Genomic DNA, 24392 nt, shown 5'->3' with positions numbered 1-24392 from the left:
ACCGGCGCGGTTCCCTGAACCGCGTGTACGCGGTCGCCAGCGGGAAGGGCGGGGTGGGAAAATCCAGCGTCACCGTAAACCTGGCCGCCGCCATGGCAGCCTCCGGGCTGCGTGTGGGGATCGTGGACGCTGACGTACACGGCTTCTCCATCCCCGGACTGCTGGGCATCACCCAGGCGCCCACCCGCGTGGACGAAATGATCCTTCCGCCGGTGGCCTACGGCATCAAGACCATTTCCATCGGCATGTTCGTTGCCGGCAATGCTCCGGTTGCCTGGCGCGGGCCCATGCTTCACCGTGCCCTGGAACAGTTCCTCACCGACGTGTATTTCGGCGACCTTGATGTCCTGTTCCTGGACCTGCCGCCCGGTACCGGTGACATCGCCATTTCGGTGGCGCAACTGCTGCCGAAGTCGGAAATCCTGGTGGTGACCACGCCCCAGGCTGCGGCCGCGGGCGTGGCGGAACGGGCCGGATCAGTGGCATCCCAGACCGGGCAGAGCGTTGCCGGTGTCATCGAGAACATGTCCTGGCTCCAGCTGCCCACCGGAGAGCGGATGGAGCTGTTCGGCTCCGGCGGCGGAGAGATCGTGGCCAAACGGCTCAGCGAAGCACTGGGCAAAGACATTCCGCTGCTGGGAAGCATCCCGCTTGATGTTGATCTGCGGACAGGCGGAGACTCGGGTGCACCTGTGGTGCTCTCCGATGCAGCCCTGGTGGAGGGTTCTGCCGGCGCCGAGCTGCGCCGCATAGCCGGGACCCTGGCCAGACGTCCCCGGGGTCTCTCGGGGTTGAAGCTCGGTGTGACGCCGCGCTAGGAGCCCCCTGACCCGCTGCTCCGGGTTCTCGGCGTGTTTACGTGGCTTCGGTGTCAAAGGGCGCCGGGTCCCCGTCCTGCAGCCGCATGAGCGGCTTCACGGCCGGTGCCCCGTTGGATGCAGCGGCGCGGTCAGCACCGGGGCCGGCTGCGGTTGCCTGCGGCGCAGCAGGCGCGGGACGCGCACTCACAGGCTTAACGGCGTCCTCGAAATCATCCAGGAGTGCTTCCTTAATGATCCGGCGCGGGTCATATTGCCGCGGATCAAGCTTGCGCCAGTCCACTTCGTCAATTTCGGGGCCAACCTCTTCCCGAAGCTGTTCCCGGGCACCGGTGGCCATCCGCCGCACTTCACGGACCAGCCGCGCTAGCTGGGAGGCGTATTCCGGCAGCCTTTCGGGACCCAGCACCGCCACAGCGAGGATCGCCAGGACGAGCAGCTCATAGCCGTTGATTCCGATCACCTGTGAAGACTACCTTTCCTGCTGCACCACAGGCCAGTTCCGGCACCGGACGCACGGTTTACTGCGGATGGCGTCAACCCTGCCCCCCGGCCCCTGTCATTACGGACAAGCCGCTCTTGATGCGCTCCCATACGCCTTGGGCCCTCTCCCGGGCGTGCAGCGCCAGCCGCGAGGACTCGGTCAGGGAAATCTCGCTGACAGCTTCATGCAGGATCTCCCCGGACGGAGACACGTCCACAGTGTAGGTAACCCGCTTCGAGGCCACGACTGCATGGTGGGGACGCTGGGGGTGAGTCCATACCTGCGGCTGTCCCGGACGCTGGTCCTGCAGGATGAACCCTTCCTCTGTGACCGGTTTCCCGCTGACACCGTCCACCACGGTTTCTTCGGACCAGGAGGCAGGGTGGGTCTCATAGACAGTCACCCTGGTTCCGTTGCCTTCCAAGGTCATGATGACCGCCGGTTCCTCATCAACCATGGCCGTGCGGGCCTCCGCCAGTGCCATTCCCGCCGAGGCCAGCTCCGGGCAGACCCACCCCCGGGACCGCAGTTCCGCGAGCTGTTCAGGGGCGAGCTGATCATCCCCGCCTCCCCCGGTCACGTCATGCCATACATCGGCTAAGCCCGGCGCGGCCTGCTGGTTTGCCGGCGACTGGGCCCATCCGCCCAGCAGGTATGCGGTGGAAAGGGCCAGCCCAACGGCGGCGGCCACTACTCCCGCTGCGGTTGCGAGCCGCCGGCGGCCGGAGCCAGCATGCGGCCGTGCCGCGTAACCGTCCGGTGCGCCGCCGCCTGCCGGGCGTGCCGTGCGTTCGATGCGTTCACGCAGCTCAGGACCCGGTTCAGGAACTGCGAAGGAGCTCAGGCGGGCCCTCAGCCGGCGCTCCCGGGCTGCTTCCGAACGGCAGCGGGCGCACCGCGAGAGGTGTGACTGCAGCGCAGCGGTGCGGGCCGGGCTCGTCCGGCCGTCAAGGTACTCCTGCAAAAGTCGTGTGGGGTGTCGCATGGATTTCAGCTGGCGCCTGCCACCCGCGGCAGCTTGAGCCGCGGTCCGGAGAGGGTGCGGACCTGCGGGTCCCGGTGTGCCAGTTTCTCTTTCAGCATGGTGCGGCCGCGGTGGATCCGGGAGCGGACCGTTCCAAGCTTGACGCCCAGGGCACGGGCCACTTCGTCATAGGAAAGTCCCTCAAGATCGCACAGGACTACGGCAGCCCTGAAGTCGGGCGGAAGTTCATCCAGTGCCCGGGCAATGTCCACGTCCAGGTTATTGAACTCAAAGCTTCGCTCCGGTCCCGGCCCGTTGCTGGGCAGACGGCTCTCTGCCTCTTCTGTCATCCCGTCGAACCTGATGCGGCTCTTGCGCCGCGCCTGGTCCAGGAAGAGGTTGGTGGTGATGCGGTGCAGCCACCCGTCCAGGGTTCCGGGCTGGAATTTGTCCAGGGAGCGGAAGACACGGACAAAGACCTCCTGCGTGAGGTCTTCGGCGTCGTGCCGGTTCCCGGTCAGGCGGTAGGCCAGCCGATACACTTTGGCTGAGTGAGCCTGTACTACTTCTTCCCAGGTGGGCCGTACCCATTCGGAGTCAGCTGGTCCGCCGGCTGTTGAGGTCGTGGACATGGCCGCCCTCCTTCCCGTGAAGTAATGTCATCCGGCACCTGGTGAGACGAAGCCCCCGGTGGCGTCCTGCATAATTATGTTGACGCATCAGTCTGGGAATTCGCTGTTAGCACTCTTGCCGTGCGCGCACAAGAGCGGCGTTTTGCCGGCTGCCGCGGCTCGTGCCCCGCAAAGCCAACCAGGCCGCCGTCGGGCCCTAAGCTTGACTGACAGTGGTTATCCATCAAATGAAAGTGACACGAATGAGCGCCGACAAGCAGACCAGCTGGTCCTACACGGAGGGGTTGCCTTTCGAGGACGAGGTACTGCTGCGTGCGCGGGAACGGTCCTACGAACTTGGCGTTTCGCCTGTTTCACCCGGCGTCGGCGCTGCGCTGACGGTTCTCGCCGCAGCGTCCAAGGCCCAGACCGTGGTGGAGGTGGGCACGGGTGCCGGCGTCTCCGGTGTGTGCCTGCTGCGGGGTCTGGGACGCCAGTCCGTTTTGACCACCATTGATTCCGACGTCGACCATCTGCGGGCGGCGCGTGAGGCCTACCGCGAAGCCGGGGTTCCCGGTAACCGGACCCGCACCATCTCGGGCCGTGCCGCTGAGGTCCTTCCGCGGCTCACCGACGGAGCTTACGACATGGTTTTCATCGACGCGGACAAGCCGTCGTTTCCGCTCTACGTGACACAGGCCGTCCGCCTGCTCAAGCCCGGCGGACTGCTGGTGGTCAACGATGCCCTGGACCACGGGAAGGTCTCCGACCCGGCCATCCGCGAGGAAACCACCAACACCATGCGCAGAGTCGGAAAAGCGATCCGGGACGATGAGTCCCTTGTATCCTCGCTGCTGCCCACCGGTGACGGCCTGCTTCTGGCAGTCAAGATCAGCTAGCCGGAGCTCAGCAGCCCCTGCCCTCAGGGACGGAGAGCCGGCAGGTCCCTGAGGAAACTGATCAGCAGCCTGGTGCCGAATCCGGTGGCGCCCTTGGCAATTTCGTGCTTGTCTGCCCGCGCGCTCATCGGCCCGGCAATGTCCAGGTGTGCCCAGGGAACGCCGTCAACGAACTTTTCCAGGAAGAGTGCGGCCACTATTGCCCCGGCGCCGAACTTGAGCGCCGGCGGAGCCACATGCGCCACATCCGCTGTCTGCGAGTTCAGGGCGTAGTCATACTCATGGACAAGGGGCAGCGGCCAGACCCGGTCCCCGGAAGCCTCGCCCGCCTGTTCCAGCGCCTCCAGCAGGACCGGGGCATTGGAGAACACGGCACCGTACTGCTGGCCCAGGCCCAGGGCTGCAGCTCCCGTCAGGGTGGCAATATCCACCAGAACGTCCGGGGCAAGTCCTGCTGCAGCGTAGGCCAGGGCGTCGGCAAGGACCATCCGGCCCTCAGCGTCAGTGTTCCCGATCTCCACGGTCGTTCCGCCGTAGGTGGTGACAACGTCACCGGGCCGGTAAGCCGACGCGCCGATGGCATTTTCCGCCAGGGCCAGGATGCCCGTCACCCGGTGCGGCAGTTCCAGCTCGGCGGCGGCTTCAACAGCAGCGAGCACCACGGCGGCCCCGGCCATGTCCATCTTCATGGACATCATGGCGTCACGGGGCTTCAGGGAGATGCCGCCGGAGTCAAAAGTGATCCCTTTACCCACCAGGACAACGTGTTCCGCAGTCTCCGCGGAAGGCTGGTACGTCACCTGCACCAGGCGCGGCGGATTCGCAGAGCCGGAGCCAACTGCCGTCAGGCCGCCGAATCCCTGCTGCAGGAGTTCAGCCTCTTCCAGGACGGTGATCTCCAGGCCCGCGCGCTCCGCGACAGCACGGCTTTGTGCCGCCATCCAGTCTGGAGTTGCGGTGTCCGGCGGAAGGTTGGTGAGATCCCTTGCCAGCCATACGGCCCGGGCCGTGACCAGTGCCAGCCGGAGCGCCTCCGCGTCCAGTCCGGTGACTTCCATGGCGCGGGCCATGGAGGGCCCCGCAGGTGTTTTTCCCTGCCGGGGTGCCTGGTATCCGCCCAGCAGGAAGCCCTCAAGGAAGGCCTGTTGTGCGGCGGCACCGAGCCCGTCAACCACCGCGGCGCGTACCCGGTTCGCGCCCCGGGCAGCACGGGCCAGTGCCGCTCCCGCGCGGCGCAGGCTCTGAACGGACTCATCACCCACGCCTACGAAAATCAGTTTGGCCGGAAGGTCCGCTGCCCGATCCGACGGCGGTTCCACCAGCAGCGTTTCACCGGCCTTGCCGGTAACGCCTGCCGTGGCCGCACGGGCAGCTACGTCCACTCCGTACCAGAGGGCCGTTTCCACGGCACCCCGGCGGGGCTGGGGCGTGGGGTGCAGCGACTCTTCGGAGTCCTCCCGGGGCGAGGTTTCAGGAGCGGCGGCGATGGCAACGGCCAGGACGTCCACTTCTTCCCCGGGTGCGGGCCGCAGCCCGGTACCGGTGGTGGGGGCACCGGTACCGGCCTGCAACTGATCCGCTGCCGTCACCGCCGTCATGGCGATGCCGGGCACTTCGGTCCCCGGCGCCTCCCCTGCTGCGGAGGTGGCTGGTGAGGATCCTTTGGGGAGTCGCTGCATTGGTTTCGCTTCCTAGCCCGTAGCGCCCAGCAGGCAATCCTTGAGCTTGCCGGCTTCCTCGGCATTGAGTTCGACGACCAGCCGTCCGCCGCCGTCGATCGGCACCCGAAGGATGAGGCTGCGCCCCTCCTTGGTGATTTCCATGGGTCCGTCACCCGTACGCGGTTTCATCGCTGCCATGTTCCAGTTCCCCTTTCACAGTGCGCTGCAGGCTCTCCCGCAGTCACACATGTAACCTTCTGTCGCACGGCCTCAAACCTGCTCCGGCGGCAATTGCCCTTCATTATTCCGCACAAACATCGTCCAAACGAAATTTCTTGTGTTCCGCGCCACAATGCTAGGGGGGATAATCCCCTCCGCCGGGAAGCGGAGTCCAGCGCCAGAGCCAGGCCACCCAGACAACCTGAAGGACCATAAACGCCAGTGCAACCGTTGTCCGGTAGGCCCGGGAACTGCTCAGGGACGCCAGGGCCAGGCCCAGCGGGAACAGCGGCAGCAACAACCGGAACGTACTGGTCAGCGGGTTGAGGAAGGCCAGCAGGTACAGCACATACGCCGCACACCACACCTGCATTTCCACGCCGAGCCGGCGCACGGGCTCGGCATTGAGGCACAGGACGGCGAGGGCCACCAGGGCAATCAGTGCCACCGGTCCCAAGTCCGGCCCGAAGAGCCGCTCCGCCTCCACAAACCATGGCTTGAAGACCAGCAGGGTGTCCCCCCGCCAGGCCGTTTCAGTGTCCGTGTAGGCAGTCATTTCCCCGGTGTACCACCACGCCAGCCCGGGCCAGGCGAGCGCACCAACCCCGGAAGCCCCGCCCAGGGCCACCATCCGCCATGCCTCGGCCGGCGGAAGGGCTTCCTTCCGCCGCAGTATCCAGCGGCGCGCAAAGAGAATGCCCATCATCAGCGCAAAAGCGACGCCCACCGGCCGGGACAGGCACATCACCAGCACCACGGGTACCGCCGAGAGGTAGCGGCGGGTGATCAGCAGGTACAGCGATGCCGCCAGCAGCAGCAGGTTCAGCGACTCCGCATACGGAACCTGCAGGACCGGGGACACGGGGTTGACCGCCACAAACACCACGCCCCAGAGTGCGGTGCCGGAGGAGGCCCGCAGCGCGAAAAGGCGGTACACCATCAGAGCCGCGCCAAATCCGGCGGCGGTGGCCACCAGGGGCGCGAGGACCTCCCAGCCCAGTCCGGTGACGGCTGCCAGCGCCCGGACCAGACCGGGAAAGAGGGCGTAAAACGCCCACTCGTTCTCCTGCGCCCGGCCAGACTCGTCCCGGGGGATTTCGGACGGGTAGCCGCCGGTGAAGATGCGCTGATACCACTCGCTGTCCCAGGCTCCGATGAATTCCAGGTACGACGGCGTTCCCTCCCAGCCCCAGGGGTTCAGTCCCTGCCGGGCAGCCACGGCAACAAAAACCGTGAACGAGAAGAAGCGCGCGGCCGCCCAGACGGCCAGGACCCTCGCGTACCACGGCCAGCTGCTGAAGGCCGAGGCAAGGCGCGTCCGCCCCCGCAGCAGCGCGGTGTTGACGGCCGACGGCGGGCGGACGTCCCGCCGCCTGGCAGTGCTATCCGCCATCGCGGACCCAGCAGCTTGCCAGATGGTCATTGGCATACCCCGTGGCCTGAAGCATCGCGTAGGCGGTGGTGGGTCCAACGAAACGGAAACCGCGCTTTTTCAGGGCCTTGGCCAGCGCTGCGGATTCCTCCGTGATAGCCGGGACATCGGAAATAATCTGCGGTGCGGGGCGCGCAGGATCAGCACGGTGTGCCTCAAGCAGGGATTCCAGGCTCTCCCCTGCCGGCAGGTCCAGGAGCGCCCGGGCGTTGGCAATGACGGCGTCGATCTTTGCCCGGTTACGGACAATCCCCGCATCATGCATCAGCCGGGTCCGATCCTCATCCGTAAACCGTGCCACGGCCTCAGGATCAAAATCGGCGAAGGCACGGCGGAAGGCGGGGCGCTTGCGCAGGATGGTGATCCAGCTCAACCCCGACTGGAACGCCTCCAGGCTCAGGCGTTCAAAAAGGGCTGCCTCGCCGGTGACCGGGCGGCCCCATTCCTCGTCGTGGTACCGCTGATAGTCGGGACTGCTGACCGCCCAGGGGCAGCGCAGAAGTCCGTCGGACCCTGCCACAGTACTCATGACGTCACCCCCGGTTCCGGCCGCTCTTCATTGCCCGCCCGGGGCGGAACCTGCGCCGCGGTCTGCACCGATGCGAGCGCGGCGTCCCTTTCCGCCAGCACCTCTTCCAGCCGTTCCAGGACAGCGTCCACCTGGTCCATCCGGTAGCCCCGGAACGCCACGGAGAATCTCAGCCGGCCCAAATCAGCGGGCTGCACCTTCTCCGGCAGCAGGACCGGCGGCAGCCTCGGGTCCGGTTCCGCCAGACCGGGATCACCTGCTGATGCGGGCTCCCCTGGAACGGTCCCGGGTTTGCGGAAAGGCGGACGCCCGGTAGCGGCAAGTGCCACCGCGCCTGCTGCGAGAACGGCCACGAAGACTAGGAAGGTTGTCACAGGACCATCGTGCCAGAGAGCACCCCCGTGCTCCCCACCAGGCAACCGGCGCTCCCCGCCGCCTGAGCCGTTGGCTTAGGGCGAGACGTGCCCGGCGCTGTCCGTGATCATCAGTTCCACGGCTTCCGCGGGATCATCCACGACGTGGATCAGGTCCAGGTCCTTCCCGGAAATCATCCCCTCGGCCAGCAGGGTGCCCTTGACCCAGTCCATCAGGGGACCCCAGAAGTCAGTGCCGATCAGGACAATCGGGAAGGATGTCACTTTCTGTGTCTGAACCAGCGTCATGGCTTCGAAAAGTTCGTCCATGGTGCCAAAGCCGCCGGGCAGGACAATGAAACCCTGCGCATACTTCACGAACATCGTCTTGCGCACAAAGAAGTACCGGAAGTTGATGCCCAGGTCCACCCAATCGTTCAGGCCGGTTTCGAAGGGAAGCTCGATGCCGAGGCCAACAGACAGTCCGTCCGCCTCGACCGCGCCCTTGTTGGCAGCTTCCATCGATCCCGGGCCGCCGCCGGTAATGACGGCAAGCCCCTCTTCCGCGAGCAGCCGACCCACTTCTTCGCCCAGCTTGTAATACGCAGACCCCGGCAAGCTGCGCGCGGAACCAAAGACGCTCACGGCCGGGCCCAGTTCCGACAGGGTGCCGAAGCCCTCTACAAACTCGCTTTGGATGCGCAGCACCCGCCACGGATCGGTATGCGTGAAATGTGTCTGGTCCGCACCGTCAAGCAGGTACCGGTCCGACTGCGGAGCACGGGCCTGGGCCCTGCGCAGTTCCACCGGTCCGCGCTTGCGGGGGCTGCCGTCCCGACCCCGGGAGGTGTTGTCGCTGAATTCCATGCTTCAAGGGTATCCACTCGGGTGTCCCCGGTCTCACACGTGTCCCGGGCCACGTTTGGTTGCTCTTGCGTCACGATTGTCGGAGTTTTGTGGAATCTGACACATTCCGGACACAAACGTTGGATATGTTCTTCTTATGACCAGTGACACATCCCCAGGCACGTCCGCGCCTGATTCCGCTGCACCGCTTGTATCGCTGAAGAACGTGAACAAGCATTTCGGGGACCTCCACGTCCTGCAGAACATCAACCTCGACATTGCCCGCGGTGAGGTCGTCGTCGTGATCGGCCCCTCGGGATCCGGCAAGTCGACACTCTGCCGTGCCATCAACCGCCTCGAAACCATCGACGACGGCGAGATCACCGTTGACGGCGCTGTCCTGCCGGCTGAAGGCAAGGCGCTGGCCAAGCTCCGCGCCGACGTCGGGATGGTCTTCCAGTCCTTCAACCTGTTTGCCCACAAGTCCATCGTGGACAACGTGGCGCTGGGGCCGGTTAAGGTCCGCAAGTCCAAGCCCGCCGAGGCCAAAAAACTTGCCATGGAACTGCTGGAACGCGTGGGCGTTGCCAACCAGGCGAACAAGCTGCCGGCCCAGCTTTCCGGCGGTCAGCAGCAGCGCGTGGCGATCGCCCGGGCGCTCGCCATGAAGCCGAAGGTCATGCTCTTCGATGAGCCCACCTCGGCCCTGGACCCGGAAATGATCAATGAGGTGCTGGACACCATGGTTGGCCTCGCAAAAGAGGGCATGACCATGGTGGTTGTCACCCACGAAATGGGCTTCGCCCGCAAGGCCGCTGACCGCGTCATCTTCATGGCCGACGGACAGATTGTCGAAGAGGCGACGCCTGAAGAGTTCTTCAACCACCCCAAGAGTGACCGCGCCAAGGACTTCCTCGGCAAGATCCTCTCGCATTAGACCGTCCACCGAAGTACCGGAATTACCGCAGTACCCGGGGTTTCACCAGTTGGGGGAAATCCTTATGAGGCTAGGTGCCCGTCCACCGGAGCACCGCAATGCAAGGAGAAATCATGCGCAAGACCCGTTACGCCGCAGTAGCCATCGCTGCCGCGGCAGCACTGACCCTGTCCGCCTGCGGCGGGGATTCCGGCTCTGATTCCGGCAGTACCGAAGGCTCCGGCGAGAAGATCCGCATCGGCATCAAGTTCGACCAGCCCGGCGTGGGCTTCAAGGACGGCAACGAGTACACGGGCTTCGACGTCGACGTCGCCAAGTACGTGGCCAATGAGCTCGGCTACCCCGAGGACCAGATCGAGTTCATCTCCACGCCCTCCCCGCAGCGCGAAAACATGCTCGAGAATGACCAGGTGGACATGATCCTGGCGAGCTACTCCATCACGGACACCCGCAAGGAAAAGATTGCCTTCGCCGGCCCCTACTTCGTTGCCGGCCAGGACCTGCTGATTCCCAACGACAGCGACATCAGCGGACCGGATGACCTCGACGGCAAGACCCTGTGCTCCGTCGGCAGCTCCACCTCCGCCCAGAAGATCAAGGACAACTACGCCGCCGGCGTGAACCTGCTGGAACAGCCCAGCTACGCCGAGTGCGTGACCGCCATGCAGGGCGGCTCCATCGATGCCGTCACCACTGATGACATCATCCTCGCCGGCCTGGCCTCCACGGACGCCAACAAGGGCAAGTTCAAGGTCATCGGCAACACCTTCTCGGAGGAGCGCTACGGTGTCGGCCTGCCGAAGGAAGCCGGACTCGTCAAGTGCGAGGACATCAACACCGCAATCACCAAGATGGTGGAAGAGGGTGCCTGGGAAGAGGCCATCAAGAAGAACACCGAGGGTGTCGACTACACCTTCAACGCCGAGCTGAACCCGCCGGAGACGGACGCCTGCGCCTAACCAGTACCGCCGGTGCTCCGGCACCATCCGTTCCACCCCGCGGCCGGGAGGGCATTCCGCTCTCCCGGCCCGGGCCTCGTCCACCATAAAGAGGTGAAACATGGAGGGTTTTACTGCCCTCTTCGAGCAGTACGACGTCGTCGGCGCTTTCTGGGTCAACATCCAGCTCGCGTTCTGGGCGGCTCTCTGGTCGCTGATACTCGGCACCGTCCTGGCCGTGATGCGGATCTCCCCGATCCCCAGCCTGCAGTGGTTCGGTGCCGCCTACGTGAATATTTTCCGGAACACACCGCTGACCATCATCATGGTGTTCGGTTCACTCGCCCTGTGGTCGCAGCTGAACGTCAGCCTGTCCCCGGACTTCACGACCAACTTCTTCCGCCTGGCAGTCCTGTCCCTGACGGTCTACCACGCGGCCTTTTTCTGTGAAGCCATCCGCAGCGGCGTCAACACTGTCCCGCTGGGACAGGCGGAAGCCGCCCGGGCCATCGGCCTGGGCTTCCTTCCGGCGGCACGGATTATCATCATGCCGCAGGCTTTCCGCGGCGCCGTCGCACCGATGGGCAACGTGCTGATCGCCCTGGTGAAGAACACCACCGTCGCAGCCACCGCCGGCGTTGCCGCGGAGACCTCCAGCACGATGAAGACCATGATCGAGTTCTACCCCAACTACATGACGCAGATCTTCCTGACCTTTGCCCTCGGCTACGTCATCATCGTCATTCCCATTGGCCTGCTCACCACCTGGGCCTCGAAGAAACTGGCGGTCGCACGATGAGCGCACAGAACGTCCTGTTTGACGCCCCGGGGCCCAGGGCCCGGCGGAACATCATGATCGCCAATATCCTGGGGGTCCTGCTGGTGCTGGTGCTGCTCTGGCTGGCTGTCTCCGGGCTGGCCGAGAAGGGCCAGTTCGAATCCGCAATGTGGTCCCCGTTCCTGGAATGGGGCACCTGGCAGTATTACCTTCTGCCCGGCCTGCTTTCGACGCTGAAGGCTGCCGCCGTCGCAGTGGTGGCTTCCATCGCCTTCGGCCTGCTCTTCGGTATCGGGCGGCTTTCACCCTTCAAACCCATCAGCTGGGTCTGCGGCATTGTGGTGGAGTTCTTCCGCGCCGTTCCCGTGCTGCTGATGATGGTGTTTTTCTACCAGTTCCTCTCCAAGTCCACATCAGTGGATCCGGCTCAGGTGCCGTTCTGGGCAGTCGTCATCGCCCTGACCCTCTACAACGGGTCCGTAATTGCCGAGCTGGTCCGCTCCGGCGTCTTCGGCCTGCCGAAGGGCCAGCGGGAGGCGGGCCTGGCCATCGGCCTGACCCCCGGGCAGTCGCTGCGCAGCATCGAGATGCCGCAGGCCCTGGTGGCCATGCTGCCGGCACTGCTGAGCCAGTTCGTGGTCATCCTCAAGGACTCCGCACTGGGTACCTTCATCGGCTACACGGAACTGCTCGAGTATGCCCGCCGTCTGGCTTCCGGCGAGGGCAACATCCTGCCGGCGCTGCTGGTCACGGCGGCCATCTTCATCGTCCTGAACTTCCTGCTGACCTTCGCGGCACAGCGCCTCTCCCGGCGCCTCGGTGCCCGGGCCGGCAAACTGCTCAAGATCGAAGACAGCATCGAACCAGAAGGCATCGAGGCTCCGGCTGCCGCCAAGTAGTTGCCGGAACCGGCATAGGGAAGGGGAGGACAGGCACCGCCTGTCCTCCCCTTCCCTATGCTGCGGCAGCCTCAGCTCAGCCAGGTCCGCAGCGCGGCCAGGCAGGCCCGCACGGCATCCGCTTCAACGTGCTCATTGTCCGTGTGCGCCAGCAGGGCGTCCCCGGGACCGAAGTTCACCGCCGGAATGCCCAGCGCGCTGAACCGGGCAACATCGGTCCAGCCATACTTGGGCTTGGGTTCCTGCCCGACGACGGCAACAAAGCTGGCCGCGGCTGGGCGGTCCAGCCCCGGCCGGGCGCCGGCCGCAGCGTCCGTGCGGACCAGATCGAAGCCGGACAGCAGGTTCCGGACGTAGGCCTCGGCTTCCTCCACCGATTTGTCCGGGGCGAAGCGGTAGTTAATCTCCACGGTGGCTGCATCCGGAATGACGTTCCCGGCTGTGCCGCCCCAGATCTTTACGGCGTTGAGCGATTCCCGGTAGTCCAGGCCCTCCACGGACACAGTGGCCGGCTCGTGGTCCCGCAGGCGGGTCAGAATCTCAGCTGCTGCGTGGATGGCGTTCTCCCCCATCCACGCGCGGGCAGAATGCGCGGCCCGCCCGGTGGTGGTTGCATGGAAACGCATGGTGCCGTTGCAGCCGCCCTCCACCGTGCCGTTGGTGGGTTCCAGCAGGACCGCGAAGGATGCTTCCAGCCAGTCGGGAAAGCTCTCCTGAAGCCGGCCCAGCCCGGACAGCGACGCCTCGACTTCCTCATGGTCATAAAAGACGTATGTTACGTCCCGTGTCGGGTTGGTCAGTTCTTCCGCCAGCGCCAGCTGCACCGCCACCCCGCCTTTCATGTCCGTGGCCCCGCGGCCGTACAGCACCCCGCCGTCCCAGGAGGACGGAACCGTTCCGCGCGAGCCCGGAACGGTGGGCAGCGGCACGGTATCCAGATGGCCGGCGAGGATCACCCGTTCCGGGCGGCCCAGCGACGTGCGCGCCATGACGGAGTCGCCGTCGCGCACCACCTCCAGATGCGGCAGGGCGCGCAGCGCCGCTTCCACGGCATTGGCCAGCTCCGTCTCGTTCCCGGACACGCTTTCAATGTCCATCAGGTCTGCCGTCAGCAGGGCAACGTCGCGGGTCAGGTCGAGGGCGCGGAATGGCGTTTGAGTCATGCCTCCACCCTACCGATCCTCTGCCCGGGCACCCGAAGTACTCCTGCGATCCGGTCCGGCGGACGCCAATCGGTAGACTTGAAACCATGACTTCAAGCACCTCCTCCCCGACCGCCCGCACCGCCTCCGGCCTGGGCCTGGCCACAATCACCGACGACGGCACAGTGCTGGATGTCTGGTATCCGCAGCCTTCCCTCGAGGCCCTGGACGCCGCTGCTTCGGCCGGCGCCGATTCCCTTGCCGCCGAGCTCGAAACAGCCGCCAACGCCATGGTTGATCCGGCGCGCGGCACCCGCGGCGAAGTCGTGCGCACGGAGATCGACCTCGACGCCGCACCGGCGGACACCCCTGATGCCTACCTGCGCCTTCATCTGCTCTCCACCCGCCTCGCCGCACCCAACACGCTGAACCTGGACGGCATCTTCGGCAAGCTCCCCAACGTTGTCTGGAGCAACTTCGGTCCGTGCGCCGTTGAGGGGTTCGACGGCGTGCGCCTGCGGTTGCGCGCCCGCGGCCCCGTGACGGTTTTCGGCGTGGACAAGTTCCCGCGGATGACCGACTACGTTGTTCCCTCCGGGGTGCGGATCGCCGACGCCGGCCGGGTCCGGCTGGGCGCCCACCTGGCCGAAGGCACCACCGTCATGCATGAAGGCTTCGTGAACTTCAACGCCGGAACACTGGGCGTCTCCATGGTGGAGGGCCGCATCTCCGCAGGCGTTGTGGTGGGTAACGGCACCGATGTGGGCGGCGGGGCCTCCATCATGGGCACCCTCTCCGGAGGCGGCCGGGAGAAAATTACCCTCGGCGAGCGTGTGCTGCTGGGTGCCAACTCGGGCGTCGGCATCAGCATCGGCGACGAGTCCGTGGTGGAAGCCGGCCTGTACATCACCGCCGGCACCCGGGTATCCGTGCTGGTCCCCGGCGAAGAACCGCAGATCGTCAAGGCGGTGGAGCTCTCCGGCGTTCCCAACCTGCTCTTCCGCCGCAACTCCACCACCGGCGCAGTGGAAGCCCTGGCCCGGAGCGGGGCCAGCGTGGAACTCAACGCCGCCCTGCACGCCAACTAGCTGCGGTTTTTGTCCTCCGACTCCAGCCGCAGCAGCACCGGATATCTTCCGGTGCTGCTGTTGGTGGTGCTCTTTCTGGCGGCATGCACTGTCTATGCCGTCTCCGTGCTCCGGGAGCCGGCGGACAGGGGGCCGGCTGCCGCGGTCTGCACGGCCACGGCGGACGGCGCTGAGTACCGCCTGACTCCCGGCCGCACATCGACGGCGGCCCTGATTGCGGGGATCTCTGTCCGGCGGGGCATGCCGGCGCGTGCAGCATCCATTGCCGTGGCCACGGCCATCCAGGAATCCGGACTGCGGAACCTCGACTATGGGGACGACGCCGGACCGGATTCCCGCGGTTTGTTCCAGCAGCGCCCGTCCCAAGGATGGGGCAGCGAAGAGCAGGTGATGGATCCCGTGTACGCAGCGAACGCCTTCTATGATGCCTTGGAAAAGGTTCCGAACTACGCGGACCTGCCGCTGACAGTGGCGGCGCAGACTGTCCAGCGCAGCGCTTTTCCCGACGCCTATGGCGATCATGAGGCTGAGGGCAGGGCTTTCGCCTCCGCTCTGACCGGGCACTCCCCCGCTTCGCTGACCTGCACCCTGCCCCCGCCGTCGTCCTCCGGCAGCCCGGAAGCCGTGCTGGCGGCACTGACCGCCGTGTACGGGCCGGTAGAGGCAACCGTCGAAGGAGACCGGATCACGGTGGCCGGCACCGGCACCTACGGCTGGTCCCTGGCCCAGTGGGCGGTGGCGAATGCTGAAGGCCTGTCCCTGGATTCCGTTGCCTTCGACGAGCGGCGCTGGACGCGGGCAACGGGCACGTGGGATCCCGCGCCTGCACCGGAAAACGCCGTTGTCATGACTGTCCATCGCGCGGCGGACCAGTCCTGAACCGGAACCGGCAGCGGAATCCACTAGTCTGAAGGCATGCGAATACTAGTTACCGGAGGCACCGGGTACATCGGTTCCCACACGACACTGGCCCTGCTGGAAGCGGGTCACGACGTAGTGGTCCTGGACAATTTGGCGAACTCGAGCGAGGAATCCCTGAAGCGGGTCCAGGAGCTGGCCGGACGCAGTGCCGTCTTCGTGCACGCGGACCTGCTGGACGAGGCCGCCGTGGACAGCGTATTCGCAGAGCACGGAATTGACGCCGTCATCCATTTTGCCGGGCTGAAAGCCGTCGGCGAATCCGTCGCAAAGCCCCTGTTCTACTACCACAACAATGTGGGCGGCACGCTGAATCTGCTGCGGATGATGGACAAGCACAACGTCCGTTCCCTTGTCTTCAGCTCCTCGGCCACCGTGTACGGCGCCAGCGAAGAGGTACCGCTGACCGAAAAGATGCCCATGGACGCGGTGAACCCCTACGGCCGCACCAAGGAACAGATTGAAGACATCCTGGCGGATCTGGGCGCTGCCGACGGACGCTGGAACATTGCCCTGCTGCGCTACTTCAACCCCGCCGGCGCCCACGAGTCCGGCCGGATCGGTGAAGATCCCACCGGAGTGCCCAATAACCTGCTGCCCTTCGTTGCGCAGGTGGCGGTGGGCCGCCGGGAGAAGGTCATGGTCTTCGGCGATGACTACCCCACGGAGGACGGCACCGGTGTGCGGGACTACATCCATGTAGTGGACCTGGCCGCCGGCCATCTGGCTGCCCTGGAATACATCACCGTGAAGTCCGGTGTGCACCGCTGGAACCTGGGCACCGGGAACGGCTCCTCGGTGCTCCAGGTGCTGGCTGCCTTCTCCAAGGCCGCAGGCAGGGACATCCCGTATGAGATTGCGCCCCGCCGGCCCGGAGATGCCGCCGTCAGTTACGCGGATCCGTCAGCTGCGCTGGCGGACCTCGGCTGGTCCGCACAGCGCACGCTGGATGCCATGTGCGAGGACCACTGGCGCTGGCAGAAGAACAACCCCCAGGGCTACGCCGCCTCCTGACCCGCCGGCACCTGCGGGTGAAACGCAGAAAGGCCCCCGGAATCCTGAACGGATTCCGGGGGCCTTTGCCGTTGCTGTCCTGCCGCAGGCTGTGAGGCCTAGCGGACGGGGTAGCTGCGCTCCAGGGAGCCGGTGTAGAGCTGGCGCGGACGGCCAATCTTCGTCTGCGGATCCAGCATCATTTCACGCCACTGGGCAATCCAGCCCGGCAGGCGGCCAATGGCGAACAGGACGGTGAACATCTTCTCGGGGAAGCCCATGGCCTTGTAGATCAGGCCGGTGTAGAAGTCCACGTTCGGGTACAGCTTGCGCTCGATGAAGTAATCATCGGCCAGGGCCTTCTCTTCGAGGCGCATGGCGATGTCCAGCAGCTCGTCGTTGCCGCCAAGCTTGGCCAGGATGTCGTGGGCCGTGGCCTTGACGATCTTGGCGCGCGGATCATAGTTCTTGTAGACGCGGTGCCCGAAGCCCATGAGCTTCACGCCGTCTTCCTTGTTCTTGACCTTCTCCATGAAGGTTTCCGGTGCCATGCCCGTGGACTTGATGTCGCGGAGCATGTTCAGCACGGCTTCGTTGGCTCCGCCGTGCAGCGGTCCGGACAGGGCGCTGATGCCCGAAGAAACGGAGGTGAACAGGTTGGCTCCGGCACTGCCGACCAGGCGGACAGTGGAGGTGGAGCAGTTCTGCTCGTGGTCGGCGTGCAGGACCAGGAGCTGGTCCAGTGCCTTGACCAGGTCCGGGTCAATCTCATACGGCTCGGCTGGAAGGCCAAAGCTCAGCCGCATGAAGTTCTCCACGAGATTCATGGAGTTGTCCGGGTAAAGCATCGGCTGGCCGAGGCTCTTCTTATGCGCGTAGGCAGCGATGACCGGAAGCTTGGCCATGAGGCGGATGGTGGACAGTTCCACCTGCTCCTCGTCGGAGGGATCCAGGGAGTCCTGGTAGAAGGTCGACAGGGCGCTGACGGCCGAAGACAGCACCGGCATCGGGTGCGCGTCACGCGGGAAACCGCCGAAGAAGCTCTTGAGGTCTTCGTGCAGCATGGTGTGCCGGCGGATCCGCTGGTCAAAGTCTTCCAGCTGGGCCGGAGTGGGCAGTTCCCCGTAGATCAGCAGGTAGGACGTTTCCAGGAAGCTTGATTGCTTGGCCAGCTGCTCGATCGGGTAGCCGCGGTAGCGCAGAATTCCGGCATCACCGTCAATGTAGGTAATGGCGGATTTCGTGGATGCAGTATTCATGAAGCCCGGGTCAAAGGTGACGGTTCCGGTCTGCTTCAGCAGTTTGGAGACATCAAAGCCGCCGTTGCCTTCCACCGCGTCTACGCGGGGAAGCTCAAGGCTGTCTTCAGTGTTTTCCCCATAGCGCAGCTGTGCACTTGGACGCTCAGTCATTAAGTCTCCTTCAGGAGTTTGAAAAAACCAGTGCCATGGGTCCCGCTGGTTCCGGGGCACCCACAGGGTCAATTCCGCTGGATCTATTTACGCAAAACGCTACACTTCAGCCGGGCCTTAGCACTAATCGGAGGCCGAGTTGTTGTCTAAGCGAAACACTCAGACCGCCCGGCCCGGCGGGCCGCGCGGTTTATCCGCCGGCAGCAGCCAGACGCCGGGCGGCAGCTGCCACGCGCTCATCCGAACCGGTCAGGGCAATCCGGACAAACCCGTCACCGGCACTTCCGTAGATACTGCCCGGGCCGGACACAATGCCCAGCTTGGCCAGCCGCTCCACGGTGGTCCAGGTGTCCTCACCTGCAGTTGCCCACAGGTACAGCCCGGCCTCGGAATGATGGATCCGCAGCCCGAAGGCTTCCAGCGCGGGAACCAGCAGTTCCCTCCGTTTCCGGTACAGGTCCTTCTGCGCAGCCACGTGCGCGTCATCCGACAGGGCTGCCCGCATGGCGGCCTGCACCGGGGCGGGCACGATCATGCCGGCGTGTTTGCGGCTGTTTACCAGATTGGCAATGATGGCTCCGTCACCGGCCACGAATGCGGCACGGTAGCCGGCCATGTTGGATTGCTTGCTCAGCGAGTAGACGGAGAGCAGTAACTCGTTGCTGCCCCCGCTGACGGCGGGGTCCAGAATGCTTGGCACAGGGGAGCCGCCCTCTGAGGGGTCCCAGGCGCCCCAGCCCAGCTCGGCATAGCACTCGTCGGAGGCAACCACAGCTCCGGCGGCTCTTGCGGAACCCACCAGGGAGCGCAGTGCGGCCGCTGAACGGACAATTCCGGTGGGATTTCCGGGCGAGTTAACCCAGACCAGGCGCACCCGGGCCCGCACATCGTCGTCGAGCTCCTCCAGATCATCGGCCGCCACCGGCGTGGCGCCGGCCAGGACCGCGCCCATGTCATAGGTGGGGTAGGCAACCGTGGGTCGGACGACGACGTCGCCCTCCCCCAGTCCCAGCAGCAGCGGCAGCCACGCCACCAGCTCTTTCGAGCCGACAGTGGGCATGATGTCCTGCGGATCCAGGCCGGGCACACCCCGGCGCCGCGCATACCAGGCCGCTATCGCTGCGCGGAGGGATTGCGTGCCGTGGGTGGTGGGGTAACCGGGAGCATCAGCGGCCGCTGCCAGGGCTTCCCGAATGAGCGCCGGAGTGGGATCAACCGGAGTTCCGATGGACAGGTTCACCGCCCCGTCAGGATGCTGCGACGCCAGTTGGACGTAGGGAGCCATGGCTTCCCACGGGTACTCCGGAAGGTTCAGCCCAAAGGTGCGGGACGGAGCGGAACTCATGCCTCTTGGTTCTGCGGGGGCAGCACGGCGATGATCGGGTGGTCCTTGTGCGTGTTGCCGATCTTTGCAGCTCCGCCCGGGGAGCCCAGGTCATCGAAGAACTCAACGTTGGCCTTGTAGTACTCGGCCCACTCTTCCGGGGTGTCATCCTCGTAGTAAATGGCCTCGACGGGGCAGACCGGTTCGCAGGCACCGCAATCCACGCACTCGTCGGGGTGGATGTAGAGGGAGCGTTCACCTTCATAGATGCAATCCACCGGGCATTCCTCGATACATGCCTTGTCTTTTACATCTACGCATGGCTGCGCAATTACGTACGTCACGTCCCTTGCCTTCCTGATCTGCGGACCGTCCCGGGCCGGGAAGAATCCGCGAAGTGTTGGTTTCCACGTTAGTAGCCCGAACCATTATCTCCCAGCCGGACCCTGCCCGCGTACCATTGAACGGTGAACGTTTCGAGCCCTGCGGCTGTCCTTCGGTCCCTTCCCGACGGCACCCGCGTGGTGGTCCGTTACCGCGTTGACGGTGGTTTCACGGATGTACTGGGGTATCTGGTGGAGGCCACGGAAGAATCCGTAACGGTGGCAGCACGGCGGGAAAACGTCACGGTTCCCTGCGCTCTGATTACGGCGGCCAAGCAGGTGCCCCCGCCTCCGGAGCGCCGCGCGCCCCGCCGCTGAGAAGTCACCCCAGGCAATCAAGCCTGCGTTAAACCATAAACGGCCGCCGGGTGTCCCCCGGCGGCCGTCCGCGTCTGTCTAAGCTTCCTGCTGGGCCCGGGCGAGCCGGGCCCCGGCCAGCACGCGTGAGGTGATGAGCAGGGCGGCAACGGTCGCCAGCGCCTGTCCAAACAGCCAGATGCGTCCGGCCAGGACTATCCCCGGCTGCTCCTCCAGAATGGTTCCGGTGATAATCAGCGGAGTGTCCCAGAGATCCAGCGTGAAGAGCCCCAGCACCACGTAGGCAAGCAGTCCCGCCACTGCACTCCACAGCGCCGCACCGGCCCAAAGGCCGGCAAACACGGTGGCCGCGCAGCTCAGGACCAGAGCAGCCGCTGCGCCGAGGGGCAGGGCAGTGTCTCCGATGTAGAGAATCTGGGCGTGCAGCCCGGTTCCCAGCACGGAGGCCAGAAGCCCGCCAAGCACGGCGGCAACCGGGCCCCGCCAACGCGGGACCCGGGTCAGCGGCACTGTTGCCGAGGTAATGGGATTAGCTCTTGGCGCGTGCGCGGGTGACCTTGGCACGCTCGGAAGCGTTGAGGATCAGCTTGCGGATGCGGATCGACTCGGGAGTAACCTCGACGCACTCGTCCTCGCGGGCGAATTCGAGGGACTCTTCCAGCGTGAGCTTGCGCGGCGGGGTCAGGTTCTCGAAGGTGTCCGAGGACGCGGCGCGCATGTTGGTGAGCTGCTTTTCCTTGGTGATGTTTACGTCCATGTCATCGGCGCGCGAGTTCTCGCCGACGATCATGCCCTCGTAAACCTCGGAGGTGGGCTCCACGAAGAACGAACCGCGTTCCTGCAGCTTGATCATCGCGAACGGGGTCACGACGCCGGAGCGGTCGGCAATCATCGAACCGTTGGTGCGGTATTCGATGGGACCGGCCCACGGCTCGTAGCCTTCGGCGATGGAGGCGGAGATGCCGGCGCCGCGGGTTTCCGTCAGGAAGCGCGTGCGGAAGCCGATCAGGCCGCGGGCGGGAACGATGAATTCCATGCGCACCCAGCCGGTGCCGTGGTTGGCCATGTTGACCATGCGGCCCTTGCGGGCTGCCATCAGCTGCGTCACCGCGCCGAGGTATTCCTCGGGTACGTCGATGGTCATGTGCTCCATCGGCTCGTGGATCTTGCCGTCGATGACCTTTGTAACAACCTGGGGCTTGCCCACGGTCAGCTCGAAGCCTTCGCGTCGCATCTGCTCCACGAGGATGGCCAGGGCGAGCTCGCCGCGGCCCTGGACCTCCCAGGCGTCCGGACGCTCGGTCGGCAGGACGCGCAGGGAGACGTTACCGATGAGTTCCTTGTCCAGGCGGTCCTTCACCTGACGGGCCGTGACCTTGGCGCCCTTGACCTTGCCGGCCAGCGGCGAGGTGTTGATACCGATGGTCATGGAGATCGCGGGATCATCTACGGTGATCAGCGGCAGCGGCTTGGGGTTGTCAACATCGGTCAGGGTCTCACCGATGGTGATGTCCTCGATGCCGGCAACAGCAACAATCTCACCGGGGCCGGCCGATTCGGTGGGAACACGGTCCAGGGCCTTGGTGGCCAGCAGTTCGGTGATCTTCACGGTCTTCATGGTGCCGTCAGCGCGGGCCCAGGCTACCTGCTGGCCCTTGCGCAGGGTGCCGTTGAAGATGCGCAGCAGGGCCAGGCGGCCCAGGAACGGGGAGGCATCCAGGTTGGTGACGTGAGCCTGGAGAACGCCTTCAGGATCATAGGTGGGCGCCGGGATGTGCTCAATGATGGTCTGGAACAGCGGTTCCAGGTTGTCATTGGCGGGGGCTTCGCCGTCAGCCGGCTGCTCCAGGGAAGCGGCGCCAACGCGGGCTGCAGCGTAGACAACGGGAACGTTCAGGACGAGGTCCAGATCCAGATCCGGAACTTCGTCCGCGAGGTCGGAGGCAAGGCCCAGCAGCAGGTCCATTGCTTCGCTGACGACTTCCTCGATACGGGAGTCGGGGCGGTCGGTCTTGTTGACCAGCAGGATAACGGGCAGCTTGGCGGCCAGCGCCTTGCGCAGGACGAAGCGGGTCTGGGGCAGCGGGCCCTCGGAAGCGTCTACGAGGAGCACAACGCCGTCAACCATGGACAGGCCGCGCTCCACCTCGCCGCCGAAGTCGGCGTGACCGGGGGTGTCGATGACGTTGATGGTGATGGTTTCACCCTTGGCGGCCGGGCCGTTGTAGAACACCGTGGTGTTCTTGGCCAGGATGGTGATGCCCTTTTCGCGCTCCAGGTCACCGGAGTCCATCACGCGTTCTTCCACGTCGCCATGGGATGCAAACGAGTTCGTCTGCTTCAGCATGGCGTCGACGAGGGTCGTCTTACCGTGGTCAACGTGGGCCACAATCGCAACGTTGCGGAGATCGCTTCGTACTGCGGTATTTACGGCCGTGTTGGTTTCTGACATGCGTGAGGACTCAATTCATAGGAGATAAGTTCGAAGGTGGTGCACAGTAGCCCGGTCATTTGTCCGGGCTGGTCCGGCCGTTCTGTACGAATCCCGCTCTGCACGTATGCTCCGTAAGAATGTACCGAAGGCGCCGCCGTCAGCGGGCACGCTATTATTCTAGTCCGAAGAGCATAAGTTCCCTAATGGACCCGTTTCGGCCCCGCCGCTGCGGGCCTGACATACGGAAGGCAGGCTGCCCAGGGGCAGCCTGCCTTCCGTATGTCAGATCAGAATGCGCTAGGCGACTTCCGGAGGAAGCACCAGCCCGGCACCCGGGATCGCTGCCAGCAGTGCCTTGGTGTATTCCTGCTGCGGATTGTCGAAGACATCGTCGGTGGACCCGGTTTCGACGATCCGGCCCTTCTGCATGACGCACACCTCGTCCGCGATCTGGCGGACCACGGCCAGGTCATGGGTGATGAACAGGTAGCTCAGCCCCAGTTCGGACTGAAGATCGGCAAGCAGGTTCAGGATCTGCGCCTGGACCAGGACGTCCAGGGCCGACACAGCCTCATCACAAATGACCACTTCAGGATCCAGCGCCAGGGCGCGGGCGATGGCCACGCGCTGGCGCTGCCCGCCTGACAGCTCGTTGGGATAACGGCGCATCATGGACGCCGGCAGCGAGACCTGGTCCAGCAGCTCCCGCACCTTCTTCTCACGGCTCTTGGAGTTACCGATCCCGTGGACCCGCAGCGGCTCTTCGATGGTCCGGAAGATGTTGTACATCGGGTCCAGTGATCCGTACGGATCCTGGAAGATGGGCTGCACCCGGCGCCGGAAGTTGAACATCTTCCTGCGGTCCAGAGTGGTGATGTCCACCCCGTCGAACAGGATCTGCCCTTCCGTTGCCTTTTCCAGCCCAAGGACCATCCGGGCAACGGTGGACTTGCCCGAACCCGATTCGCCGACCACCGCGGTGGTGGTGCCGCGCGGAATCGAGAAGGAGACGTCGTCGACGGCTTTGAAGTCCGTGGACTTGCCCAGCGCCCCGCGCAGCTTGAACACCTTGGAGAGATGCTTGACCTCGATGACGTTCTCGGTCCTGACGCCGTCGGGATGTGCCGCGAGGAGCTCATCCGAGTCCTCCAGGCCCAGCGACTTGGCGGCCTCAATCCGCCGTGAGGCGAGTGAGGGTGCGGATTCCACCAGCTTGCGCGTGTACGGGTGCTGCGGGTTGGTGAGGATTTCCAGTGCGGGACCGGACTCCACCACCTGGCCCTTGTACATCACAACAACCTTGTGGGCGCGCTCGGCGGCCAGGCCAAGGTCATGGGTAATCAGCAGGACTGCAGTACCAAGCTCGTCGGTCATGCGGTCCAGGTGGTCCAGGATCTGGCGCTGCACGGTCACGTCCAGGGCTGACGTCGGTTCGTCGGCGATGAGCAGCCGCGGCCGGCAGGACAGGCCAATGGCGATCAGTGCACGCTGGCGCATGCCGCCGGAGAACTCGTGCGGGTACTGATTGGCCCGTTCCGCGGCGTCCGGCAGGCCGGCTTCGCTGAGCACCTGCGCAATGTCTTTAGCAGTATGCGGCAGTCCGTTGGCCTTCAGGGTTTCCTTGACCTGGAAACCGATCTTCCATACCGGGTTCAGGTTGGACATCGGATCCTGCGGAACCATGCCGATGGAGGAACCGCGCAACTCTACGATGCGCTTTTCACTCGCATGGGTGATGTCTTCACCGTCAAAGATGATGCTGCCTCCGGAGACTGCACCGTTGGCGGGGAGAAGACCGATGGCGGCCAGTGCCGTCGTCGATTTTCCGGAGCCGGACTCACCCACGATCGCAACCGTTTCACCGGGCATGATCGTGAGGTGGGCGTTGCGTACCGCCGGCACGTCGCCGTTGTTCGTTTTGAACGTAATAGCGAGGTCCCGCAGTTCGAGCAGCGGCTTGGGCAGCCCGTTCAGGGGCTGCGACTGGTCCATGGAGTGCGTGGACATGGTTC

The 24392-nt window shown here is 65.1% G+C and carries 26 protein-coding genes; 10 read left to right on the top strand and 16 right to left on the bottom strand.

Features of this window, described 5'->3' with window-relative positions:
- The coding region (locus tag QMA10_RS10000; protein WP_290167956.1) for an Mrp/NBP35 family ATP-binding protein at nucleotides 1-818 on the top strand (818 nt) is incomplete at its 5' end.
- Between the two features lie 37 nt (nucleotides 819-855).
- Here QMA10_RS10000 and QMA10_RS09995 read toward each other — a convergent pair.
- From QMA10_RS09995 to sigE, 3 genes are all read right to left on the bottom strand, one after another.
- Nucleotides 856-1281, bottom strand: coding sequence for a Sec-independent protein translocase TatB (locus tag QMA10_RS09995; protein WP_290167955.1), 426 nt, complete (start codon nucleotides 1279-1281; stop codon nucleotides 856-858).
- A gap of 73 nt (nucleotides 1282-1354) precedes the next feature.
- Entirely contained in the window at nucleotides 1355-2287 is a 933-nt protein-coding gene (locus QMA10_RS09990; RefSeq protein WP_290167953.1) for a zf-HC2 domain-containing protein, read from the bottom strand.
- 5 nt (nucleotides 2288-2292) lie between these two features.
- Nucleotides 2293-2898, bottom strand: coding sequence for an RNA polymerase sigma factor SigE (gene sigE, locus QMA10_RS09985; protein ID WP_290167952.1), 606 nt, complete (start codon nucleotides 2896-2898; stop codon nucleotides 2293-2295).
- A 242-nt stretch (nucleotides 2899-3140) separates the two neighbouring features.
- Between sigE and QMA10_RS09980 the strand changes: the two genes are divergently transcribed.
- A complete protein-coding gene (locus tag QMA10_RS09980) occupies nucleotides 3141-3776 on the top strand; it encodes an O-methyltransferase (RefSeq protein ID WP_290167950.1) in 636 nt (211 codons plus the stop codon).
- Between the two features lie 23 nt (nucleotides 3777-3799).
- Here the strand turns inward: QMA10_RS09980 and QMA10_RS09975 are convergent, their stop codons facing one another.
- The 6 genes from QMA10_RS09975 to QMA10_RS09950 form a co-directional block, all read right to left on the bottom strand.
- Entirely contained in the window at nucleotides 3800-5455 is a 1656-nt protein-coding gene (locus tag QMA10_RS09975; protein ID WP_290167948.1) for a leucyl aminopeptidase family protein, read from the bottom strand.
- A gap of 12 nt (nucleotides 5456-5467) precedes the next feature.
- Nucleotides 5468-5635, bottom strand: coding sequence for a DUF3117 domain-containing protein (locus QMA10_RS09970; RefSeq protein WP_290167946.1), 168 nt, complete (start codon nucleotides 5633-5635; stop codon nucleotides 5468-5470).
- Between the two features lie 157 nt (nucleotides 5636-5792).
- Nucleotides 5793-7049: a hypothetical protein gene (locus QMA10_RS09965; RefSeq protein WP_290167945.1), complete on the bottom strand. Its 1257-nt coding sequence runs from the start codon at nucleotides 7047-7049 to the stop codon at nucleotides 5793-5795.
- A complete protein-coding gene (locus tag QMA10_RS09960) occupies nucleotides 7039-7617 on the bottom strand; it encodes a DNA-3-methyladenine glycosylase I (RefSeq protein WP_290167944.1) in 579 nt (192 codons plus the stop codon). Before QMA10_RS09960 ends, QMA10_RS09965 begins: the two co-directional genes overlap by 11 nt.
- A complete protein-coding gene (locus QMA10_RS09955) occupies nucleotides 7614-7991 on the bottom strand; it encodes a DivIVA domain-containing protein (protein ID WP_290167943.1) in 378 nt (125 codons plus the stop codon). The genes QMA10_RS09960 and QMA10_RS09955 overlap by 4 nt, the downstream gene beginning before the upstream one ends.
- A 75-nt stretch (nucleotides 7992-8066) precedes the next feature.
- Entirely contained in the window at nucleotides 8067-8837 is a 771-nt protein-coding gene (locus QMA10_RS09950) for a TIGR00730 family Rossman fold protein (RefSeq protein WP_290167941.1), read from the bottom strand.
- Between the two features lie 136 nt (nucleotides 8838-8973).
- On the opposite strand from QMA10_RS09950, the gene QMA10_RS09945 reads away from it, so the two are divergent.
- From QMA10_RS09945 to QMA10_RS09930, 4 genes are all read left to right on the top strand, one after another.
- The gene (locus QMA10_RS09945; protein WP_152219558.1) at nucleotides 8974-9753 is read left to right on the top strand and encodes an amino acid ABC transporter ATP-binding protein; all 780 of its coding nucleotides are present in this window, start codon (nucleotides 8974-8976) and stop codon (nucleotides 9751-9753) included.
- Between the two features lie 113 nt (nucleotides 9754-9866).
- Nucleotides 9867-10712, top strand: a complete 846-nt coding sequence (locus QMA10_RS09940; protein ID WP_290167938.1) for a glutamate ABC transporter substrate-binding protein — start codon at nucleotides 9867-9869, stop codon at nucleotides 10710-10712.
- Nucleotides 10713-10812: 100 nt separating this feature from the next.
- Nucleotides 10813-11490: an ABC transporter permease subunit gene (locus QMA10_RS09935; protein ID WP_290167937.1), complete on the top strand. Its 678-nt coding sequence runs from the start codon at nucleotides 10813-10815 to the stop codon at nucleotides 11488-11490.
- Nucleotides 11487-12368, top strand: coding sequence for an amino acid ABC transporter permease (locus tag QMA10_RS09930; protein WP_290167935.1), 882 nt, complete (start codon nucleotides 11487-11489; stop codon nucleotides 12366-12368). Before QMA10_RS09935 ends, QMA10_RS09930 begins: the two co-directional genes overlap by 4 nt.
- A gap of 71 nt (nucleotides 12369-12439) precedes the next feature.
- Here QMA10_RS09930 and dapE read toward each other — a convergent pair whose 3' ends face one another.
- Nucleotides 12440-13531, bottom strand: coding sequence for a succinyl-diaminopimelate desuccinylase (dapE, locus tag QMA10_RS09925; RefSeq protein ID WP_290167934.1), 1092 nt, complete (start codon nucleotides 13529-13531; stop codon nucleotides 12440-12442).
- A gap of 86 nt (nucleotides 13532-13617) precedes the next feature.
- On the opposite strand from dapE, the gene dapD reads away from it, so the two are divergent.
- From dapD to galE, 3 genes are read left to right on the top strand one after another with little or no spacing between them, the layout of a single operon-like run.
- Nucleotides 13618-14598 (top strand): 2,3,4,5-tetrahydropyridine-2,6-dicarboxylate N-succinyltransferase, encoded by a 981-nt coding sequence (gene dapD / locus QMA10_RS09920; RefSeq protein ID WP_290167933.1) that lies wholly within the window; start codon nucleotides 13618-13620, stop codon nucleotides 14596-14598.
- 9 nt (nucleotides 14599-14607) lie between these two features.
- Nucleotides 14608-15477: a hypothetical protein gene (locus QMA10_RS09915; RefSeq protein ID WP_290167932.1), complete on the top strand. Its 870-nt coding sequence runs from the start codon at nucleotides 14608-14610 to the stop codon at nucleotides 15475-15477.
- A 36-nt stretch (nucleotides 15478-15513) separates the two neighbouring features.
- Nucleotides 15514-16530 carry a UDP-glucose 4-epimerase GalE gene (gene galE / locus QMA10_RS09910; RefSeq protein ID WP_290167930.1) on the top strand — a complete coding sequence of 339 codons (1017 nt, stop codon included), beginning with the start codon at nucleotides 15514-15516 and terminating at the stop codon, nucleotides 16528-16530.
- A 98-nt stretch (nucleotides 16531-16628) separates the two neighbouring features.
- Here the strand turns inward: galE and QMA10_RS09905 are convergent, their stop codons facing one another.
- The 3 genes from QMA10_RS09905 to fdxA all read right to left on the bottom strand — a co-directional run bounded on the left by QMA10_RS09905 (nucleotide 16629) and on the right by fdxA (nucleotide 19589).
- Complete coding sequence (locus QMA10_RS09905; RefSeq protein WP_290167927.1) at nucleotides 16629-17921, bottom strand: citrate synthase; 1293 nt, start codon at nucleotides 17919-17921, stop codon at nucleotides 16629-16631.
- Nucleotides 17922-18111: 190 nt separating this feature from the next.
- Nucleotides 18112-19266 carry a succinyldiaminopimelate transaminase gene (gene dapC / locus QMA10_RS09900; protein ID WP_290167925.1) on the bottom strand — a complete coding sequence of 385 codons (1155 nt, stop codon included), beginning with the start codon at nucleotides 19264-19266 and terminating at the stop codon, nucleotides 18112-18114.
- Nucleotides 19263-19589 carry a ferredoxin gene (gene fdxA / locus QMA10_RS09895; RefSeq protein ID WP_229964965.1) on the bottom strand — a complete coding sequence of 109 codons (327 nt, stop codon included), beginning with the start codon at nucleotides 19587-19589 and terminating at the stop codon, nucleotides 19263-19265. The genes dapC and fdxA overlap by 4 nt, the downstream gene beginning before the upstream one ends.
- 123 nt (nucleotides 19590-19712) lie before the next feature.
- On the opposite strand from fdxA, the gene QMA10_RS09890 reads away from it, so the two are divergent.
- Nucleotides 19713-19946 carry a hypothetical protein gene (locus tag QMA10_RS09890; protein WP_290167920.1) on the top strand — a complete coding sequence of 78 codons (234 nt, stop codon included), beginning with the start codon at nucleotides 19713-19715 and terminating at the stop codon, nucleotides 19944-19946.
- A 78-nt stretch (nucleotides 19947-20024) separates the two neighbouring features.
- Here the strand turns inward: QMA10_RS09890 and QMA10_RS09885 are convergent, their stop codons facing one another.
- From QMA10_RS09885 to QMA10_RS09875, 3 genes are all read right to left on the bottom strand, one after another.
- Nucleotides 20025-20411, bottom strand: a complete 387-nt coding sequence (locus QMA10_RS09885; RefSeq protein WP_290167918.1) for a hypothetical protein — start codon at nucleotides 20409-20411, stop codon at nucleotides 20025-20027.
- Between the two features lie 64 nt (nucleotides 20412-20475).
- Nucleotides 20476-22398, bottom strand: coding sequence for a translational GTPase TypA (typA, locus tag QMA10_RS09880; RefSeq protein WP_290167916.1), 1923 nt, complete (start codon nucleotides 22396-22398; stop codon nucleotides 20476-20478).
- 279 nt (nucleotides 22399-22677) lie between these two features.
- Entirely contained in the window at nucleotides 22678-24387 is a 1710-nt protein-coding gene (locus tag QMA10_RS09875; RefSeq protein WP_290167915.1) for an ABC transporter ATP-binding protein, read from the bottom strand.
- Nucleotides 24388-24392 lie beyond the last annotated feature (5 nt).

The sequence above is a fragment of the Arthrobacter sp. APC 3897 genome (genome assembly GCF_030407495.1).
In the GTDB taxonomy this organism is placed as follows: Bacteria; Actinomycetota; Actinomycetes; order Actinomycetales; family Micrococcaceae; genus Arthrobacter_B.
This window is presented reverse-complemented; position numbering and strand designations above follow the sequence as displayed.